This is a genomic window from Stutzerimonas balearica DSM 6083 (assembly GCF_000818015.1).
Lineage (GTDB): Bacteria > Pseudomonadota > Gammaproteobacteria > Pseudomonadales > Pseudomonadaceae > Stutzerimonas > Stutzerimonas balearica.
This window is the reverse complement of the sequence record NZ_CP007511.1, coordinates 3,874,505-3,891,748: the sequence shown is the minus strand read 5'-3', so window position 1 is coordinate 3,891,748 and position 17,244 is coordinate 3,874,505. Positions and strand designations below refer to the sequence as shown.

General features: G+C 66.7%; 15 protein-coding genes and 1 riboswitch. Of the genes, 9 read left to right on the top strand and 6 right to left on the bottom strand.

Going from position 1 to position 17,244, the window contains the following annotated elements:
* Positions 1 to 24: 24 nt before the first annotated feature.
* The 4 genes from msbA (at position 25) to hldE (ending at position 5,623) form a co-directional block, all read left to right on the top strand.
* Positions 25 to 1,845, top strand: a complete 1,821-nt coding sequence (msbA, locus tag CL52_RS18125) for a lipid A export permease/ATP-binding protein MsbA (RefSeq protein WP_043222225.1) — start codon at positions 25 to 27, stop codon at positions 1,843 to 1,845.
* Positions 1,845 to 2,741 (top strand): GNAT family N-acetyltransferase, encoded by an 897-nt coding sequence (locus CL52_RS18120; protein ID WP_043222224.1) that lies wholly within the window; start codon positions 1,845 to 1,847, stop codon positions 2,739 to 2,741. Before msbA ends, CL52_RS18120 begins: the two co-directional genes overlap by 1 nt.
* Positions 2,742 to 2,743: 2 nt before the next feature.
* A complete protein-coding gene (locus CL52_RS18115; protein ID WP_043222223.1) occupies positions 2,744 to 4,138 on the top strand; it encodes a PIG-L deacetylase family protein in 1,395 nt (464 codons plus the stop codon).
* Positions 4,139 to 4,201: 63 nt separating this feature from the next.
* On the top strand, positions 4,202 to 5,623 hold the full coding sequence (hldE, locus tag CL52_RS18110) for a bifunctional D-glycero-beta-D-manno-heptose-7-phosphate kinase/D-glycero-beta-D-manno-heptose 1-phosphate adenylyltransferase HldE (protein WP_041108193.1): 1,422 nt from the start codon (positions 4,202 to 4,204) through the stop codon (positions 5,621 to 5,623).
* A 15-nt stretch (positions 5,624 to 5,638) separates the two neighbouring features.
* Here hldE and CL52_RS18105 read toward each other — a convergent pair whose 3' ends face one another.
* The 4 genes from CL52_RS18105 to CL52_RS18090 are packed head-to-tail and all read right to left on the bottom strand — an operon-like array spanning position 5,639 to position 8,941.
* Positions 5,639 to 6,526 (bottom strand): hypothetical protein, encoded by an 888-nt coding sequence (locus CL52_RS18105; protein WP_041108191.1) that lies wholly within the window; start codon positions 6,524 to 6,526, stop codon positions 5,639 to 5,641.
* 37 nt (positions 6,527 to 6,563) lie between these two features.
* Positions 6,564 to 7,376, bottom strand: coding sequence for an aldo/keto reductase (locus tag CL52_RS18100; protein WP_041108189.1), 813 nt, complete (start codon positions 7,374 to 7,376; stop codon positions 6,564 to 6,566).
* Between the two features lie 2 nt (positions 7,377 to 7,378).
* Entirely contained in the window at positions 7,379 to 8,551 is a 1,173-nt protein-coding gene (locus CL52_RS18095; RefSeq protein ID WP_043222221.1) for an NAD(P)/FAD-dependent oxidoreductase, read from the bottom strand.
* A gap of 57 nt (positions 8,552 to 8,608) precedes the next feature.
* The gene (locus CL52_RS18090) at positions 8,609 to 8,941 is read right to left on the bottom strand and encodes a DMT family transporter (protein WP_041108185.1); all 333 of its coding nucleotides are present in this window, start codon (positions 8,939 to 8,941) and stop codon (positions 8,609 to 8,611) included.
* Positions 8,942 to 9,052: 111 nt separating this feature from the next.
* Between CL52_RS18090 and waaA the strand changes: the two genes are divergently transcribed.
* Positions 9,053 to 10,324, top strand: a complete 1,272-nt coding sequence (gene waaA, locus CL52_RS18085; RefSeq protein WP_043222219.1) for a lipid IV(A) 3-deoxy-D-manno-octulosonic acid transferase — start codon at positions 9,053 to 9,055, stop codon at positions 10,322 to 10,324.
* Between the two features lie 105 nt (positions 10,325 to 10,429).
* Here waaA and CL52_RS18080 read toward each other — a convergent pair whose 3' ends face one another.
* Positions 10,430 to 11,887, bottom strand: coding sequence for a TolC family outer membrane protein (locus CL52_RS18080; protein ID WP_043222217.1), 1,458 nt, complete (start codon positions 11,885 to 11,887; stop codon positions 10,430 to 10,432).
* Positions 11,888 to 12,081: 194 nt separating this feature from the next.
* Positions 12,082 to 12,188, top strand: a riboswitch (TPP riboswitch).
* Between the two features lie 96 nt (positions 12,189 to 12,284).
* Between CL52_RS18080 and thiC the strand changes: the two genes are divergently transcribed.
* Entirely contained in the window at positions 12,285 to 14,168 is a 1,884-nt protein-coding gene (gene thiC / locus CL52_RS18075) for a phosphomethylpyrimidine synthase ThiC (RefSeq protein ID WP_043222216.1), read from the top strand.
* Positions 14,169 to 14,258: 90 nt separating this feature from the next.
* Here thiC and CL52_RS18070 read toward each other — a convergent pair whose 3' ends face one another.
* Positions 14,259 to 14,987, bottom strand: coding sequence for an RsiV family protein (locus CL52_RS18070; protein WP_043222214.1), 729 nt, complete (start codon positions 14,985 to 14,987; stop codon positions 14,259 to 14,261).
* 204 nt (positions 14,988 to 15,191) lie between these two features.
* Between CL52_RS18070 and CL52_RS18065 the strand changes: the two genes are divergently transcribed.
* The 3 genes from CL52_RS18065 to cpdA all read left to right on the top strand — a co-directional run bounded on the left by CL52_RS18065 (position 15,192) and on the right by cpdA (position 17,205).
* Positions 15,192 to 15,809, top strand: coding sequence for an NUDIX domain-containing protein (locus tag CL52_RS18065; RefSeq protein WP_041108175.1), 618 nt, complete (start codon positions 15,192 to 15,194; stop codon positions 15,807 to 15,809).
* Positions 15,806 to 16,252 carry a DUF1249 domain-containing protein gene (locus tag CL52_RS18060; RefSeq protein ID WP_200889408.1) on the top strand — a complete coding sequence of 149 codons (447 nt, stop codon included), beginning with the start codon at positions 15,806 to 15,808 and terminating at the stop codon, positions 16,250 to 16,252. Before CL52_RS18065 ends, CL52_RS18060 begins: the two co-directional genes overlap by 4 nt.
* Positions 16,253 to 16,389: 137 nt before the next feature.
* Positions 16,390 to 17,205: a 3',5'-cyclic-AMP phosphodiesterase gene (cpdA, locus tag CL52_RS18055; RefSeq protein ID WP_043222210.1), complete on the top strand. Its 816-nt coding sequence runs from the start codon at positions 16,390 to 16,392 to the stop codon at positions 17,203 to 17,205.
* The last annotated feature ends 39 nt before the right edge of the window (positions 17,206 to 17,244 follow it).

The following is a 17,244-nucleotide window of genomic DNA, read 5'->3' as shown; positions in this document are numbered from 1 at the left end:
TAGCCAGTCGTATGGGGCTGCCGAATGGCCAATTCTACCCAGCAATCGAGCGTGAAGGTCTATTTGCGGTTGCTGCGCTATGTGGTCCCTTACTGGGGGCTGTTCGCGATGAGCCTGCTTGGCTTCCTGCTTTTCGCCTCCACCCAGCCGATGCTCGGCTACATGCTGAAGTTTTTTGTCGACGGGCTGAACAATCCGGACGCCAGTCTGTTCGCCCGCGTTCCGCATCTGCAGGAGGTGCAGTGGCTGGCTGAGCTGAAGCTACTGCAGGCGGTGCCACTGCTGATCATCCTGATCGCGCTGTTGCAGGGGGTCGGATCGTTCCTCGGCAATTTCTTTCTGGCGAAGGTATCGCTGGGATTGGTGCATGATCTGCGCGTCGCGCTGTTCAACAACCTGCTGACATTGCCCAATCGTTACTTCGACAGCCACAACTCCGGTCACCTGATTTCGCGCATTACCTACAACGTGACGATGGTCACGGGGGCGGCGACCGATGCGATCAAGGTCGTGGTGCGCGAGGGCATGACGGTGATCTTCCTGTTCGCCACGCTGCTGTGGATGAACTGGAAGCTGACTCTGGTGATGGTCGCGATCCTGCCGGTGATCGGGGTGATGGTCTCCAGCGCGAGCCGCAAGTTTCGCAAGCAGAGCAAGAAGATCCAGACGGCCATGGGCGACGTCACGCATGTCGCTTCCGAGACGATCCAGGGTTATCGGGTGGTGCGCAGCTTCGGTGGGGAAACCTACGAGCAGAGCCGTTTTCTTGCCGCCAGCAGTGAGAACACGGCCAAGCAATTGCGCATGGTCAAGACCAACGCGGTCTACACGCCGTCGCTGCAATTGGTGATCTACAGCGCCATGGCCATGCTGATGTTCCTGGTGCTGCTGCTGCGCGGCGATGCCTCGGCGGGCGATCTGGTGGCCTACATCACGCTGGCGGGCCTCTTGCCCAAGCCGATTCGCCAGCTATCGGAGGTCAGCTCCACCATTCAGAAGGGGGTCGCCGGAGCCGAGAGCATCTTCGAGCAGCTCGACGAAGTCCCCGAGGTCGATACGGGCACGCTCGAGCGCGAGCGGGTCAGCGGCCGTCTGGAGGTGCGGGATTTGAGCTTCGTCTACCCGCAGACCGACAAGCAGGTGCTCAAGGGCATCAGCTTTACCGCCGAACCGGGGCAAATGGTGGCGCTGGTCGGGCGTTCGGGCAGTGGCAAGTCGACGCTGGCGAACCTGATCCCTCGCTTCTACCACCACGAGGCCGGGCAAATCCTGCTCGATGGCGAGGACGTCGAGACCTACACGCTGCGCAACCTGCGCCGGCACATTGCGCTGGTGACGCAGCAGGTGACCCTGTTCAACGATACGGTGGCCAACAACATCGCCTATGGCGACCTCGCTGGCGCGCCGCTCGAGGACATTCGCGAGGCCGCGCGTGCGGCCTATGCCGACGAGTTCATCGAACAGATGCCGCAGGGCTACGACACGCTCGTCGGCGAGAACGGCGTGTTGCTCTCGGGCGGCCAGCGCCAGCGCCTGGCGATTGCGCGCGCGCTGCTGAAGAACGCACCGGTGCTGATCCTCGACGAGGCGACCTCGGCGCTCGATACCGAGTCCGAGCGGCATATCCAGGCGGCGCTCGATGAGGTCATGAAAGGCCGGACCACGTTGGTGATCGCGCACCGGCTGTCGACCATCGAGAAGGCCGATCTGATCCTGGTGATGGAGCAGGGCCGCATCGTCGAGCGTGGTAGTCATGCCGAGTTGCTGGCGGCCAACGGCGCCTATGCGCGCTTGCATGCCACCCAGTTCAAGGACGAGCCACCCGTGGTGGAGACTGGCGTGTGATGCTTGGGTTTCTGCGGAGCTGGCGCGAGCGCGGCTGGCAGGTGATCGATGCGCCGACCTACCGTTCCATCTGGCAGCGCTTTGGCGGCAGCGTGGCCACCCATCCGGACGTCATCGAACGATTGGCCGCTCTGGCCGGTATTCCGGTGCGTTATCTGGGCTGGGAGCAGGGCGGCGAGCTGGTGGCTGCCGTACCCTGCTGGGGCCGGCACTTGGCGCTGGCCAAGGATGTGCTGAAAAAGAGCGGCAAGCGCGGGCTGTTCGACCTGGGCAACGCCGAAGTCATTCTGCCGATCGCGGACACGGCCTGCGTGCCGGTGCGCCAGCGCCTGCGCTATGTGTCTTCGCTCAACGTCGGGCGCATCGCCGCACTGCACGAGCAGCCCGAAGGCCTCGCCCTGGCCCGGGAGCCAGAGGAATACTCCAAGAAGTTCCGCTACAACCAGCGCCGCGAGCAGCGCCTGCTGGAGGAGGCCGGCGGCGTGCTGCGGCCGATGCAGGCGTTCAGCCCTGCCGAGCAGGCGAGCATCTATGCCGATCTGTTTCAGCGCCGCTGGAACTTCGAGGCGCCCGGCAAGGGGCATCTGGAAATGGTTTTCGAGCTGCTGCGTGAATTCATGGTGGGCTCGGTGGTGTTGCTCGAGGATCAGCCGATCGCCATTCAGATCCTTTACCGCGTCGAGTCGCCGAACTGGGTGTCGATCGAGTACATCAACGGTGGCGTCGATCCGGGGCAGCGCGATTTCAGCCCCGGCAGCGTGCTCAGCTTCGTCAATACGCAAGAGGCCTGGGCTGAGGCGCGGGCCTTGGGCAAGCCCTTGCGCTATTCCTTCGGCCGTGCCGATCGCGAATACAAGGACCGCTGGTGCAACCGCGTGCCGGTTTATCAGGTGTAAGCATGGTGTCACGCAAACAGCAACTGCTCAGGCAGCATCGGCGCAACAAGCGCATCACCTTGCTGGCCGCACTCGCGGGGCTGCTGATGGTCGGGGTGGCGGTCAGCGTCTGGTTGGTGCCCGTGCTGCTGGTGCTGCTCTGGGTCGCGCACGAAGCCTGGTTTGCCGACCACCTGTTCTATCGGCCCTGCGATGATTATCGCTATGCGTTTCCCGCGGGCACCCCGCAGCTCTCCGGCCGGATCGAGCAGGGCCGCCTGCGGCTGGGCGAGGCGCTGCCCGAGGCCGATACCCTGGTGCTGGAGGTGCGGTTGCGCTCGAGCTGGCTTGGGCGTCTGCGCGACCCTTACGTGCTGGTCGGCGACGATCGCCAGGACTTCGAGCGCGGCGTGCGCGGCCGGCGTTACCTGAACCTGTCCGGCCAGCAGCAGGCCCTGCGCGACGGCAGCCTGCCCATCGGCACTCGTCATTGCCGCATCGAGCCCGAGGTGATCCTGCATGCGATGACCAACCCGGACTATGCCGCACGTCGGCTGCTGATCGTCGCGCCGCACGCCGATGATGCCGAACTGGCGGCGTTCGGGCTCTACAGCAGGGCCAGCGAGGTGGCGATCGTTACCCTGACCCAAGGGGAGATCGAGGCCGGTCGGTACCGTCGTCTCGGGCTCGATGCGGCGGCTGCGGCACGCCTCAAGGGCCGCCTGCGCAGCTGGGACAGCCTGGCCGTACCGCTTTGGGGCGGCGTGGCGCAGCAGCGCTGCGTGCAGCTTGGCTACTACTGCCTGCAGTTGCCGGCCATGGCGGCCGAGCCGGAGCGCGCCATCGGTTCGCGAGAATCGGGCGAGACCGACATCCGCAGCGTGCGCCAAGCCAATCCGTTGCGCCTGCCCGGCGACGAGGACGGCCAGCCGACCTGGCGGAACCTGCAGGCTGACCTGCGAACGCTGCTGGCCCACTTCCGCCCGGAAGTGGTCATCACACCGCACCCCGAACTCGACCCGCACGCCGATCATGTCGCGGCAACCCAGGCCGTCTGCCAGGCGATCGAGGAGGGCGAGTGGATGCCCGAGACCTTGCTGCTCTACGCCAATCATCTGCATGACAACGACCGCTGGCCGATGGGGCCGGCCGAAGGCGGGGTCGCCCTGCCTCCGGCCATCGAGGCGCTGCCGGCCGACCGCCTGTGGAGCCCGACGCTGGACTCCGCGGCGCGGCTGGACAAGGCCATGGCCCTGGCGATGCAGCATGATCTGCAGGGGCCGCTACCCTTCAAGAAGCGGCTGCGTCGCCTGATCCAGCATGTGCTGGCTGGCCGTCGCTGGCCCGCGACCGGCGATGACGAATTCTTCCGCAAGGGCGTGCGCCGGCATGAGCTGTTCTGGGTGCGCGACCTGTAGCCGGGTCGCCGCTCGGTCGCGTGCTATGATCCCGCCGTTTTTTCCTGCCCGCCGGAGCCCTTCATGAAGTTGTCCATGCCCCGTTTCGACCAAGCCCCCGTTCTGGTGGTGGGGGACGTCATGCTCGATCGTTACTGGCATGGCGCGACCTCGCGGATTTCACCGGAGGCACCGGTGCCGGTGGTCAAGGTCGAGCAGATCGAGGATCGCCCAGGCGGCGCGGCCAACGTGGCGTTGAACATCGCGGCCCTCGGTGCCCCGGTGGCGCTGGTCGGCGTGACGGGCGAGGACGAGGCGCGGCAGAGCCTGGCCGACAGCCTGGCGGCGGCCGGCGTGCAGGCGCATTTCCAGCGCATCGAACATCAGCCGACCATCGTCAAGCTCCGGGTCATGAGCCGTCACCAGCAACTGCTGCGCATGGACTTCGAGGAGCCCTTCGAGACCGACGCGGCGGCGATCCTGGCTGAAGTCGAGACACTGCTCGACGGCGTGAAGGTGCTGGTGCTCTCCGACTACGGCAAGGGTGCGCTGAAGAATCACCAGGCGCTGATCCAGGCCGCGCGCAAGCGCAACATCCCGGTGCTGGCCGACCCCAAAGGCAAGGACTTCGAGATCTATCGGGGGGCCTCGCTGATCACCCCCAACCTTGGCGAGTTCGAGGCGATCGTCGGCCCCTGTGCCGACGAGGCCGAGTTGGTGGCCAGGGGTGGCGCGCTGATGCGCGAACTCGACCTCGGCGCGCTGCTGGTGACCCGTGGCGAACATGGCATGACCCTGCTGCGCCCCGAGCATTCGCCGCTGCACCTGCCGGCGCGTGCCCGCGAGGTATTCGATGTCACCGGCGCCGGCGACACCGTCATCTCCACCCTGGCGGCCGCGCTGGCCGCCGGTGAGGCGTTGCCGCGCGCCGTCGCGCTGTCGAACCTGGCCGCAGGCATCGTCGTCGGCAAGCTGGGGACCGCCTGCATCAGCGCGCCGGAGCTGCGCCGCGCCGTGCAGCGCGAGGAAGGCTCCGAGCGCGGCGTGATGAGCGTCGAACAGCTGCTGACGGCGGTCGAGGACGCGCGCGCGCAAGGCGAGAAGATCGTGTTCACCAACGGTTGCTTCGACATTCTGCATGCCGGCCATGTGACCTACCTCGAGCAGGCGCGCGCGCAGGGCGACCGGCTGGTCGTGGCGGTCAACGACGACGCCTCGGTGAGCCGGCTCAAGGGCCCCGGTCGGCCGATCAACTCGGTGGATCGGCGCATGGCGGTGCTGGCCGGTCTCGGCGCGGTGGACTGGGTGGTCTGTTTCGCCGAAGACACCCCGGAGCGGCTGCTCGGCCAGGTCCGCCCCGATGTGCTGGTCAAAGGTGGTGACTATGGCGTCGACCAGGTAGTCGGTGCCGAGCTCGTCAAGGCCTATGGCGGCGAAGTGCGCGTGCTCGGCCTGGTCGAGAACAGCTCGACCACCGCCATCGTCGACAAGATCCGCAAGGCTTGAGGCCGCACCGGGTCGTCAGGCCGTCGCGTCGACGGGCTTGGCGGCCCACCAGTCTTCCCAGCGAATCCGCTCTTCGCGCACCAGCCAGCCATCCGGCCTGGCGAAACTTTCCGAAAGCCAGAGTTCGCGCGTGTCGACCGGCAGCAGCTGGCCGCCTTGCAGCTGCAGCAAGCGCCGCTGCGGCTGCCCCTGCTGCAGCGGCAGCAGATAGAGGTCCGGTTGCTGGCGATCCAGGCGGGCGACCAGCTGTCCCTCCTCGAGGCGTTCGTCGACGTGGTAGAGACTCAGCTGCGCGGCACTGTCGGGGATGTCCAGGCACATGTCGTAGACCAGCTGCAGCGAAGCGGTCGGCAGGTGCACATAGGCGCGCGGCCTCTCCACCAGCGGCTGGTTGCCGCAGCGCACCGGGCGCGCGGCGCCCGTAAGCGGGGCGAGCCGAAAGTGCTCGCTGTCGAGGTAGTCCAGCGCCGTATCGTAGGGGGTCGGCAGCCAGGTATCGGCGAAGCGCCCGGCGAGCCAGCCGGACGGCGTCTCCAGCAGGCATTCCTCGGCGATCTCCTGCACGGCGGTCAGCAGCGGCAGATTCACCTCGTGTGCCGGTACGTAGCCGGAAATCAGCTTGAGGACCACGTCGCCGCGGTCCTCGCGCCGTTGCCGCACCAGCACCCAGAACGCCTGGCCCTGCCAGCGCAGCGTCAGGCGCACCGACACGCCGAGGTTGGCCAGTTCGCCGGCAAAATGCAGCGGATCGGCAATTTCGATCGGGCGCCTGCGCTGCAGCACTTCGCTGAAATTGAGCGCCCGGCCGATGCTCTGGTAGCTCAGCCCTTCGGGGCCGGCTTCGACGAACAGTGGCAGCGTCTTGAAGGTGGTGGGGTTCTTGCGGACCAGGGTCTGCGGCATCGGCGATTACCTCGTCGCGGGCGGCCGCAAGGCGGCGTCAGTTCTTGCTTTGAGCCAGCACCGCGGCGGCGGTGCGGACGTTATGTGCCAGGTGCACGGGATTGATCGTGCCGATGATGGCGCTGGTCGTGCCAGGGTGGCCGAAAATCAGCTCGAAACTCTTGCGCACCGGGTCTTCGCCCGGTGCCAGGCAGGCATGCCCGCTGGCCAGCGCCTTCTTGATCAGAATGCCCTTGCCGTGCGCCGCAGCATAGTCCAGTACCGGACGCTCGCTTTGCTCGTTGAGGTTGTAGGTGACCATGGCGCAGTCGCCGGCGGCCAAGGCGAGCAGGCCACCCTCGACCGTTTTGCCGGACAGGCCGAAGGCGAGAATCTTGCCCTCGCGCTTGAGTTCGGCAAGGGTCTCGTAGACGCCGCTGTCGCGCAGGACCTCGACGTCGTGGCCATCGGAATGCACCAGTACCAGTTCCAGGCGATCGGTCTGCAGGCGTTGCAGGCTGCGCTCTACCGAGCGTCGCGTATGGGCGGGGGAAAAATCGAAGCGGGACTGACCATCCTCGAATTCTTCACCGACCTTGCTGACGATGACCCAGGCGTCACGCTGCCCGGCGAGCAGCGGGCCGAGACGCTCCTCGCTGCGACCGTAGGCCGGTGCGGTGTCGATCAGGTTGATGCCGAGCGCCCGGGCCTGGTCGAGCAGCGCGGCCGCCTCGGTATCGTCCGGAATGCGGAAGCCGCTGGGGTACTTCACGCCCTGATCGCGGCCGAGCTTGACGGTGCCGAGGCCGAGTGGCGATACCAGCAGGCCGGTGCTGCCCAGCGGCCGGAGCAGCCCATGCAGGCTTGGCATCGTCACAGCAAACCCTCCCAGAACGGCCCGGTGATCGGCGGACGGGGCAGGGCCGGCAGTGCGGCATGCGCGGTGGGGCGGATGCCGTCACGGGCCAGCGCCGCCTCGACGCGATCGGCGAAGTCCGGCGAGAGGGCGAGCTTGGTCGGCCAGCCCACCAGCAGGCGACCCTGTTCGGCGAGAAAGGCGTTGTCCGGTCGCGCCTGGCTGGATTGTGCCGGTTCCGCGCGGTCGATGCGCAGGGTCGCCCACTGCGCCTCGGAGAGGTCGAGCCAGGGCACCAGCTCGGCGAGTTCCTTCTTCGCCACGGCGATCTGGCTCGCCTCGTCGCGTGCAACGCCCGCCGCTTCGGCAAGTTCGCCGCCCAGGTACCACAGCCACTGACCGTCCTCGGTGGGATGGCTGGTGACGGTAATGCGCGGCTTCGGCCCACCGCCCAGGCAGTGGGCATAGAGCGGCTTGAGGGTCGGCGCCTTGACCAGCACCATGTGCAGCGGCCGGCGCTGCATCGCCGGTTGCTGCAGGCCGAGCGCACCGAGCAGCTCGGCCGTGCCGCCGCCGGCGCTGAAGACGATGCGCTGCGCGCGGATGTCACGGCCATCGACTCGCAGACCGACCAGTTCGTCGCCCTCGCGCAGCGGTTCGATCCGCTCGGCAGCCAGCAGGCTGGGCCCGGCGAGTTCGGCCAGGCGGGCGATCAGGCTGGGAACGTCGAGAACCAGCTCGGCAAGGCGGTAGACCTTGCCCTTGAAGCGCGGATGCTGCAGCGCAGGCGGCAGCTCGTCCCCCTTGACCTGGCCGACCCGCGAGCGCACGGCCTTGCTGGCGAAGAAGCTGGTGAGGTTGCCGGCCAGGGTGCCTGGCGACCACAGGTAATGCGCGTCGGACAGCAGGCGCACGCCGGAGAGGTCCAGCTCGCCGGTGCCGTCGAGCGCTTCGCGCCAGCGCCGCGGCATATCGGCAATGGCTTCCGAGGCGCCGGTCAGCGCTCCGTGCAGTGCGTATTTGGTGCCGCCGTGAATGATGCCCTGGGATTTCACGCTCTGCCCGCCGCCCAGCGTTCCCTTGTCGACCAGCAGCGTCGCGAAGCCCTGCCGGCGCAGGCGTGCGTTGAGCCAGAGGCCGGCGACGCCGCCGCCAACGATCAGGACGTCGGTGCTGAGGGATTCGGGCATGTGCAGACCTCATCTGGAGGAAACGGTCGCGCAGTATAACTGCAGTCCGCCAGCAGCTTAGTGGCCGGTGCTGCCGGAGAACAACTGGATGACCACCACGCCGGCGATGATCAGCGCCATGCCCAGCACGGCCGGCAGGTCCAGGTGCTGGCGATAGAGGATCGCCGCCGCGATGCTGACCAGTACGATGCCGAGCCCGGCCCAGATGGCATAGGCGATGCCCACCGGGATGGTGCGAACCACCAGGGCAAGCATCCAGAACGACAGGCCGTAGCCGGTGACCACCAGCAGCAAGGGCAGAGGGCGGCTGAAGCCAGCCAGAGCTTTCATCGAGGTGGTGGCGACAACTTCGGCGCAGATGGCGATAGCCAGGTAGAGGTAGCCGGACATGACGCAATCCTGTTGGTGACGAGGGCATATCGTTCGGTCGTGCTCCCGCTGACAAGTTCGCCCGGCAGCGGCTGTGGCTCGCGGCCAGGCAGCTTGTTAAGCTCCGCGCCCATGAATCGCACCCTCTATACGCTGTTGTTCCACCTCGGCTTGCCCCTGATCCTGCTGCGTCTGTTCTGGCGCGGACGCCGTGCGCCGGCCTATCGGCAGCGCATCGGTGAACGCTTTGCGCTCGGGCTGCCGGCGTTGCGTCCCGGCGGCATCTGGGTGCATGCCGTGTCGGTGGGCGAGAGCATTGCCGCGGCACCGATGATTCGCCAGCTGATGGCGCGCCATCCGCAACTGCCGATCACCGTCACCTGCATGACGCCGACCGGTTCCGAGCGCATCCGTGCGCTGTTTGGCGACAGCGTGCAGCATTGCTATCTGCCCTACGACTTGCCCTGGGCCGCGGCGCGGTTCATCGAGCGGGCCCGTCCGCGGCTCGCGGTGGTGATGGAAACCGAACTTTGGCCGAACCACATTCATCAGTGTGCGCAGCGCGGTATTCCAGTGGCGCTGGCCAACGCCCGCTTGTCCGAACGTTCTGCGCGCGGTTATGCACGCTTTTCCGGGCTGACCGCGCCAATGCTCGGTGAACTGGCGCTGATCGCGGTGCAGACCGAAGCCGAGGCCGAGCGCTTTCGCCGGCTTGGCGCCCGCAGCGCATGTGTGCAGGTCACCGGCTCGATCAAATTCGACCTGAGCATCGACCCGGCGCTGCCGCAGCGGGCCGAGCAACTGCGTGGGCAATGGCAGGCGCAGCATCGCCCGGTCTGGATAGCGGCGAGCACTCACCAGGGCGAGGACGAAATCGTGCTCGCCGCGCATCGCACCCTGCTCGCTGCGCACCCTGACGCCTTGCTGATCCTGGTGCCGCGGCATCCGGAGCGCTTCGCCTCGGTGTTCGAACTCTGCCGCCGCGAAGGCCTGAGCGCGGTTCGGCGCTCGACCGGCGAAGCGGTTCAGAGCGAAACGCAGGTACTGGTCGGTGACACCATGGGCGAGCTGCTGTTTCTGTTTGCGCTTGCCGACGTGGCGTTCGTCGGTGGCAGCCTGGTGCCCAACGGGGGGCACAACCTGCTGGAACCGGCGGCGCTGGGCAAGCCAGTGCTCAGCGGGCCGCACCTGTTCAACTTCCTCGAGATCGCAGCGCAACTGCGCGAGGCCGGTGCGCTGCGCGAAGTGGCGGATGCCGAGCAGCTGGCGAGGGCGGTTGGCGAGCTCTGGTGCGATACGGCCGTCGCGCAAGGCATGCGTGACGCCGGGTTGCGCGTGCTCAAGGCCAACCAGGGCGCGCTGCAACGGCTGTTGGCGGGACTCGAGCGCTTGCTTGGCCGGTAGCGGCCTGGCGGGTGAACGCGCCTGTGAGCGGCGGGGTGCTCGGAGAGGTCGGGTGAGCTGAAGCCCACCCGATCATGGCTCAAGCGAGCCTTCGCAGACCCTGTCTCAATAATCGACCCGCACCGGCTGGCCGACGCTCTGCGACAGATCCGGGGGCAGGAAGTCCTGATCCGGGTCGTAGTCCGCCTTGAGGTAGCCCGACAGCTCGGCGAGGTCGTCCGGGCTGAGGGTGCCGGCGGCCTGCTTCAGGCGAAGCGTATCGAGAATGTAGTCGTAACGCGCGTCGTTGTAGTTGCGTACCGCCGCATACAGGCGGCGCTGGGTGTCGAGCACATCGACGATGTTACGGGTGCCGACCTGGTAGCCGATCTCCGTTGCCTCCAGCGCGCTCTGGTTGGAGATGATCGACTGCCGCCGTGCCTGGACCTGCTCGATATCGGTGTTCACCGCCCGGTGCAGGTTGCGCGTGGCCTCGACCACCTGGCGGCGCAGGCTTTCGCGCTGTTGTTCGGTCTGGTCGAGCCGGTAGTAGGCCTCGCGGGTCTGGGAGCTGGTCAGGCCGCCAGTATAGAGCGGTATGTTCAGCTGCAGGCCGATGCTGCGCTGTTCGACGTCGCCGTTGTAGCGGGGGAAATCGGGCAGTGCGTCGGCCATCCCGCTGTTGGCGAACCCGAGGGCGTCGTTGTCACCCTTGCGATAGGAGGCCACGGCATCCAGCGTGGGCGCATGACCGGCGCGACGCTGGCGGAGCGTCTGCTCGGAGGCGTCGACGGCATGGTTGGCGGCCAGCAGGTTGAGGTTCTGCCGGGTGGCGGTATCGACCCAGGCGCGGGCGTCGTTCGGCACCGGCGGCAGCACGGGCAGGCCATGCTCGATGCCTTCGAGTGCCAGGTATTCGCGGTTGGTCAGGGTGAACAGCGCCTGGAAGGCATCGTCGACCTGGCGCTGGGCGATCATCCGGTTGGCGCGCGCGGTGTCGTAGCCGGCCTGGGCTTCGAGGACATCCGTGCGGTCCGACAGGCCGACGTCGAAACGCTCATTGGCCTGGTCCAGCTGGCGCTTGAAGGCGGCCTCCTCGGCCTTGATCGCCGCCAGGTTGTCCTGCGCGCGCAGCACCGAAAAATAGGCCTGGGCGCTCTGCAGCACCAAATCCTGCTCGGCCACCGAGTACTGCAGGGCGGCCTGCTCGCTCAGCGCCTGCGCCGCTTGCAGCTGGAACCAGCGGTCGGCGCGGAACAGCGGCTGGCTGAGCACAGCCTGGTAGGTCGTGCCACTGCGCGAGAGGTTGCGGTTGCCCAGGCTGGTGTCCACGTCCGTTTCGGTATCGCTCAGCTCGGCGCCGGCGCTCAGGTTCGGCAGGAGGCCGGCGCGCGCCTGCGGAACGACTTCCTGAGTGGCGCGGAACTGCGCGCGGGCCGCGGCGAGATCGGCATTGTTGTTGACCGCCTGCTGGTAGACGCTGATCAGGTCCGTCCGGCTGGCCAGGGGCGCCTCGGGCGCGGCCAGAGCCGCTCCGCTGGTCAATGCGGCCAGGGCGAGGGCCAGGGGAAGTTTGCGGAACATGGGTCCATCCTCGGGTGGGCGTAGCGCTGAAGGCTAAGCGGCAGGTGTTGGAGGGTCAAGGCGCGTGCAACAGGCGTCGTTGCGGGGCTGGCAAGCGGTCATCGCGGAGGTTCGTCGGACTGATTGTGACCCGCTGGTCGGACGCCTGGCCGGTTGCCGATGGCATTCGCCAACGCTCTCCTCTAGACTCGGGTTCGTTCTTGTCGGGGTGCCTAGAGCCATGGGCTGAGATCGGACAGTTCCGGATCCCGTTGAACCTGATCAGGTTAAGGCCTGCGTAGGGAACAAGATGTCCTCGCCCGCGGTACCGGCGAGCCTCTCGCCGCCACTGCGGCCCCCTGTGCCCTTGATCCGCCGTGTTGCTCAGGTTCGCTCCGACATTTCCCAGGAGAAGCCGATGAGCGTGCAAAGCAACAAGAATCTGAGCGAAAGCGCCCAGGTCGACCAGCAATCCATTCAACCCTTCCCGCGTTCGCAGAAGGTCTACGTGCAGGGTTCGCGGCCCGATATCCGCGTGCCGATGCGCGAGATCAGCCTGGACGTGACCCCCACCGCCTTTGGTGGCGAGATCAACGCGCCGGTCACTGTCTACGACACCTCCGGCCCCTACACCGACCCGAACGTCACGATCGATGTGCGCAAGGGCCTGGCCGACGTGCGCAGCGCCTGGATCGAAGAGCGCGGCGACACCGAGAAGCTGCCGGGCCTGTCCTCCGAATTCGGCAACCGCCGGCTGAACGACGCCGAACTGGCCGCCATGCGCTTCGCCCACGTCCGCAATCCGCGCCGCGCCAAGGCCGGGCACAACGTCAGCCAGATGCACTACGCGAAGAAGGGCATCATCACGCCGGAGATGGAGTACGTCGCCATCCGCGAGAACATGAAGCTCGCCGAAGCCCGCGAGGCCGGCCTGCTGAGTGTCCAGCATCAGGGCCAAAGCTTTGGTGCGTCGATTCCCAAGGAAATCACCCCGGAGTTCGTCCGCAGCGAAGTCGCCCGCGGCCGCGCCATCATCCCGGCCAACATCAACCACGTGGAGCTGGAGCCGATGATCATCGGCCGCAACTTCCTGGTGAAGATCAACGGCAACATCGGCAACTCGGCGCTGGGCTCCTCCATCGAGGAAGAAGTGGCCAAGCTGACCTGGGGCATCCGCTGGGGTTCGGACACCGTGATGGACCTGTCCACCGGCAAACACATCCACGAAACCCGCGAGTGGATCATCCGCAACTCGCCGGTACCGATCGGCACCGTGCCGATCTACCAGGCACTGGAAAAGGTCGGCGGCATCGCCGAGGACCTGACCTGGGAGCTGTTCCGCGACACCCTGATCGAGCAGGCCGAACAGGGCGTGGACTACTTCACCATCCATGCCGGCGTCTTGCTGCGCTATGTGCCGCTGACCGCCAAGCGCGTCACCGGGATCGTCTCGCGCGGCGGCTCGATCATGGCCAAATGGTGCCTGGCGCACCACCAGGAGAATTTCCTCTACACCCACTTCGAGGAAATCTGCGAAATCATGAAGGCCTACGACGTCAGCTTCTCGCTGGGTGATGGCCTGCGTCCGGGATCGATCGCCGACGCCAACGACGCCGCGCAGTTCGGCGAATTGGAAACCCTGGGCGAGCTGACCAAGATCGCCTGGAAGCACGACGTCCAGTGCATGATCGAGGGCCCCGGCCACGTCCCGATGCAGATGATCAAGGAGAACATGGACAAGCAGCTGGAATGCTGCGACGAGGCACCGTTCTACACCCTCGGCCCGCTGACCACCGATATCGCGCCCGGTTACGACCACATCACCAGTGGCATCGGCGCCGCCATGATCGGCTGGTTCGGCTGCGCCATGCTCTGCTACGTCACGCCGAAGGAGCACCTCGGTCTGCCGAACAAGGATGACGTCAAGACCGGCATCATCACCTACAAGATCGCCGCGCACGCTGCTGATCTGGCCAAGGGCCATCCGGGCGCGCAGATCCGCGACAACGCCCTGTCCAAGGCGCGCTTCGAGTTCCGCTGGGAAGACCAGTTCAACCTGGGCCTTGACCCGGACACCGCGCGGGCCTTCCACGACGAGACCCTGCCCAAGGAGTCGGCGAAGGTCGCACACTTCTGCTCCATGTGCGGGCCGAAGTTCTGCTCGATGAAGATCACCCAGGAAGTGCGCGACTACGCCGCCGAGAACGGGCTGACCGAGGAGCAGAAGGCCATCGAGGCGGGCTTCAAGGAGCAGGCCGAGCGCTTCCGCGAGGAAGGCTCGGTGATCTACAAGCAGGTGTGATCGCCTGGAGGTGGCGGGCGGTTGCGGCCGCCGGCGCGCCGGGCGCCTTGCTGCGCATGGCGGCTCCGCCACCGCCATGCGCAGTGGGGGTCAGGGCAGAAACCGCTCGCGCAGGATGCCCTTGAGCTGGTCGTAGTCGATCAGCAGCTCGGGATGTCCGAAGGAGTAGGGCGCAAGGCTGTAGACGTCGTACTTGAGCAGCACGCCGTCTTTCAGCAGCGCGATGTGGCTTGTTTCGCGGAACGGCCAGTTCTGCTGGAACTGCGTGTCGCCGGCCAGGTCGTTTTCCGCCAGCCAGCGCTGATGGGCCTGCTCGGCGAGCCGCCAGAAGGCCCCTTCCGTGCCCGGTACGAGCATGTCCTGCAGGCCGACGGCGCGATTCGTCTCGCGGTCGAAATTGATGAAGCCCCGCCCCGGCATGCCGTGGGCGCCGCCGGTGTAGAGATAGCTGGACAGCTCGACCACCAGCAACCCATCGTGCTGCTCGCGCAGCTTGGCCTGCAGGTAGCTTGCCCAGCCGGGTTCGGCGCGGGCCAGGAAGTCCGCCTGGTAGGCTTCGAGCGTGGCCGGCAGCCGGTCGTCCGGCGCGTTGAGGGTCATCTGCCGCAGGCGCTGGTCGACCAGACGGTCCAGCTCGGGCAGATCGAAACGCTGCAGGTCGATGTTCACCAGTGGGCAGTCTTCATTGTTGCAGCCGGTGGGCTTGACCTCGGTGACCTTGCGGGTCGGTTCGATCGCTGGAGCCAGCAGGCCATGCTGGCAGCCGGTAAGCAGCAGGGGTACCAGCAGCAGGGAGGCGAGAGTCAGGGAACGCTTCATCGGATTGCCTATCGATACGAGTGCCGTTTCGAGTGTCGTCGGCGGGTGAAGTTCGTCAGGCGTCATGCGGCCATCGGGCGACCGCCTGGTCGGCCCGAGGCTGCGCCGTTGCCGCTGTCGCGCTAGCATGGCAGCGGAGCTTCTCATTCGCCCCAGGTGCCGGCGCTGCTGCGCTGGTGCAACCGAAGTCAAAAGTGAGCAGTAATGACCGAAACCTTCGAACCGGGTCCGGATGATGTCCAGATCCTCCGACGTGAGCAATGCTTCAGCGGCTTCTACCGGCTGGAAAGGTTGCATTTGCGCCATCGCCTGTTCGCCGGCGGCATGGGCGCCGAATTGAGCCGTGAGCTCTTCGTGCGCCACGATGCCGTCTGCGTGCTCCCCTACGATCCTCGGACCGATCAGGTGGTACTGATCGAACAGTTCCGTGTCGGCGCCTATGGCAAGGTCAGCAACCCCTGGCTCATCGAGCTGGTGGCTGGGTTGATCGACAAGGAGGAGCAACCGGAGGAGGTGGCTCGCCGCGAGGCCATGGAAGAGGCGGGCGTGACGCTGGGCGAACTCTGGCCGGTGACGCGCTACTTCCCGTCGCCCGGCGGCAGCGATGAGCAGGTGCACCTGTACGTGGCACGCTGCGACAGCACCACTGCCGGCGGCGTCTTCGGGTTGGCCGAAGAGGGCGAGGACATTCGCGTGCATGTCTGGCCGCTCGCGCAGGCACTGCAGGCGGTTCGTGACGGGCGCATCGACAACGCGGCCAGCATCATCGCCCTGCAATGGTTGGCGCTCAATCGTGACGATGTGAGGGGAGCATGGCGATGAGGCTGGCGCGTGAGCGCTACCGCGTCGACCTGCGCGAATTGCAGGCCGCCTGCGAGGCCAATTATCTGCGGCTGACGCGCCTGCTGCCCGAGATGCGCGAAGTCGGTGCGACCCGCCGCATCGCCCTCAGCCAGGGCGATCTGGCCCTCGGCGTGCTGACGCTCGAGGTGCTCGAGAGCTGCCCCTATACCAGTACCGTGCAGGTCAGTCAGGCGCAATGCCTGAGCTGGCTGCCGGTGCCGAAGATGGAGGTGCGCGTGTACCACGACGCGCGCATGGCCGAGGTGGTGCGGGCGGAAAACGCCCGGCGCCTGCGCAGCATCTATGCCTATCCCAACGCGCAGATGCACCAGCCCGACGAGAAGAGCCAGCTCAATCTCTTCCTTGGTGAGTGGCTGAGCCATTGCCTGGCCTGCGGGCATGAACTGGCTCCGGTGCTCTGACGGCTGCGGCGGTCAGGTGAGCGGGCCGGCGTACAGGGTGAACGGCCGGTTATGTGACCGAGGCACCAAACCCGTGGTTTACCCCTCACGGGGCTGGCCACCATAATTTCAGGCGATTCCGTTCGAGGAGAAGGGTCTTGCCGGGCGCCCCCCTTACCACCGCTGAAGATTCCGTACTGCTGGTGCAGATCACCGACAGTCATCTGTTCGCCGAGGCGGACGGGCGACTGCTTGGGCTCGATACCCATGACAGCCTGGGCAAGGTCGTCGATCTGGTGCTGGCCGAACAGCCGGTGATCGATCTGGCGCTGGCGACCGGCGATCTTTCGCAGGATGGTTCGGTTGCCTCCTATCAGCGCTTTCGCGAGCAGTCGTCGCGTCTTCGTGCGCCGATTCGCTGGTGCCCGGGCAACCACGACGAACTGACCGCCATGCGCGCGGTGGCCGATCCGGAACGCCTGCTGGAGCCGGTCGCCGAAGTTGGCGCCTGGCGGGTCGTGTTGCTCGATACCCTGGTGCCGGGCGCAGTGTTCGGCCGCCTGGCCGAGGAGCAGCTGACCTTTCTCGAGCGTACGCTGCGCCAGGCGCCGGATCGCCATCATCTGATCTGCCTGCACCACCATCCGGTTGCGATCGGCAGCCGCTGGATGGACCGCATCGGGCTGCACGATGCCGAGGCGCTGTTCGAGGTGCTCGACCGGCACAGCAACGTGCGTGCTTTGCTGTGGGGGCACATTCACCAGGAGTTCGACGGCTGGCGTGACGGCGTGCGCCTGCTGGCGTCGCCGTCGACCGGCGTGCAGTTCGCACCCGGCAGCGAGGACTTCCAGGTTGACACCCGCGCACCCGGCTACCGCTGGCTGAGGCTGCATGCCGACGGCCGGATCGAAACCGGCGTTTCCCGCGTCAGCGGCATCGCCTTCGAGGTCGACTACAGCGTCCGGGGATATTGAGCGGGCCCAGTCGTGAGGGCCGTCGGGGCGCTCGGCTTG

Bases quoted from the DNA above. Each gene is read 5' to 3' on its own strand.
- CL52_RS18105 (WP_041108191.1), bottom strand. From the start codon at position 6,526: ATGCCGCAGACCCTGGTCCGCAAGAACCCCACCACCTTCAAGACGCTG.
- CL52_RS18065 (WP_041108175.1), top strand. From the start codon at position 15,192: ATGACCGAAACCTTCGAACCGGGTCCGGATGATGTCCAGATCCTCCGA.
- hldE (WP_041108193.1), top strand. From the start codon at position 4,202: ATGAAGTTGTCCATGCCCCGTTTCGACCAAGCCCCCGTTCTGGTGGTG.
- thiC (WP_043222216.1), top strand. From the start codon at position 12,285: ATGAGCGTGCAAAGCAACAAGAATCTGAGCGAAAGCGCCCAGGTCGAC.
- CL52_RS18100 (WP_041108189.1), bottom strand. From the start codon at position 7,376: ATGCCAAGCCTGCATGGGCTGCTCCGGCCGCTGGGCAGCACCGGCCTG.
- CL52_RS18090 (WP_041108185.1), bottom strand. From the start codon at position 8,941: ATGTCCGGCTACCTCTACCTGGCTATCGCCATCTGCGCCGAAGTTGTC.
- msbA (WP_043222225.1), top strand. From the start codon at position 25: ATGGCCAATTCTACCCAGCAATCGAGCGTGAAGGTCTATTTGCGGTTG.
- CL52_RS18070 (WP_043222214.1), bottom strand. From the start codon at position 14,987: ATGAAGCGTTCCCTGACTCTCGCCTCCCTGCTGCTGGTACCCCTGCTG.
- CL52_RS18080 (WP_043222217.1), bottom strand. From the start codon at position 11,887: ATGTTCCGCAAACTTCCCCTGGCCCTCGCCCTGGCCGCATTGACCAGC.
- CL52_RS18060 (WP_200889408.1), top strand. From the start codon at position 15,806: ATGAGGCTGGCGCGTGAGCGCTACCGCGTCGACCTGCGCGAATTGCAG.
- CL52_RS18120 (WP_043222224.1), top strand. From the start codon at position 1,845: ATGCTTGGGTTTCTGCGGAGCTGGCGCGAGCGCGGCTGGCAGGTGATC.
- CL52_RS18115 (WP_043222223.1), top strand. From the start codon at position 2,744: ATGGTGTCACGCAAACAGCAACTGCTCAGGCAGCATCGGCGCAACAAG.
- waaA (WP_043222219.1), top strand. From the start codon at position 9,053: ATGAATCGCACCCTCTATACGCTGTTGTTCCACCTCGGCTTGCCCCTG.
- CL52_RS18095 (WP_043222221.1), bottom strand. From the start codon at position 8,551: ATGCCCGAATCCCTCAGCACCGACGTCCTGATCGTTGGCGGCGGCGTC.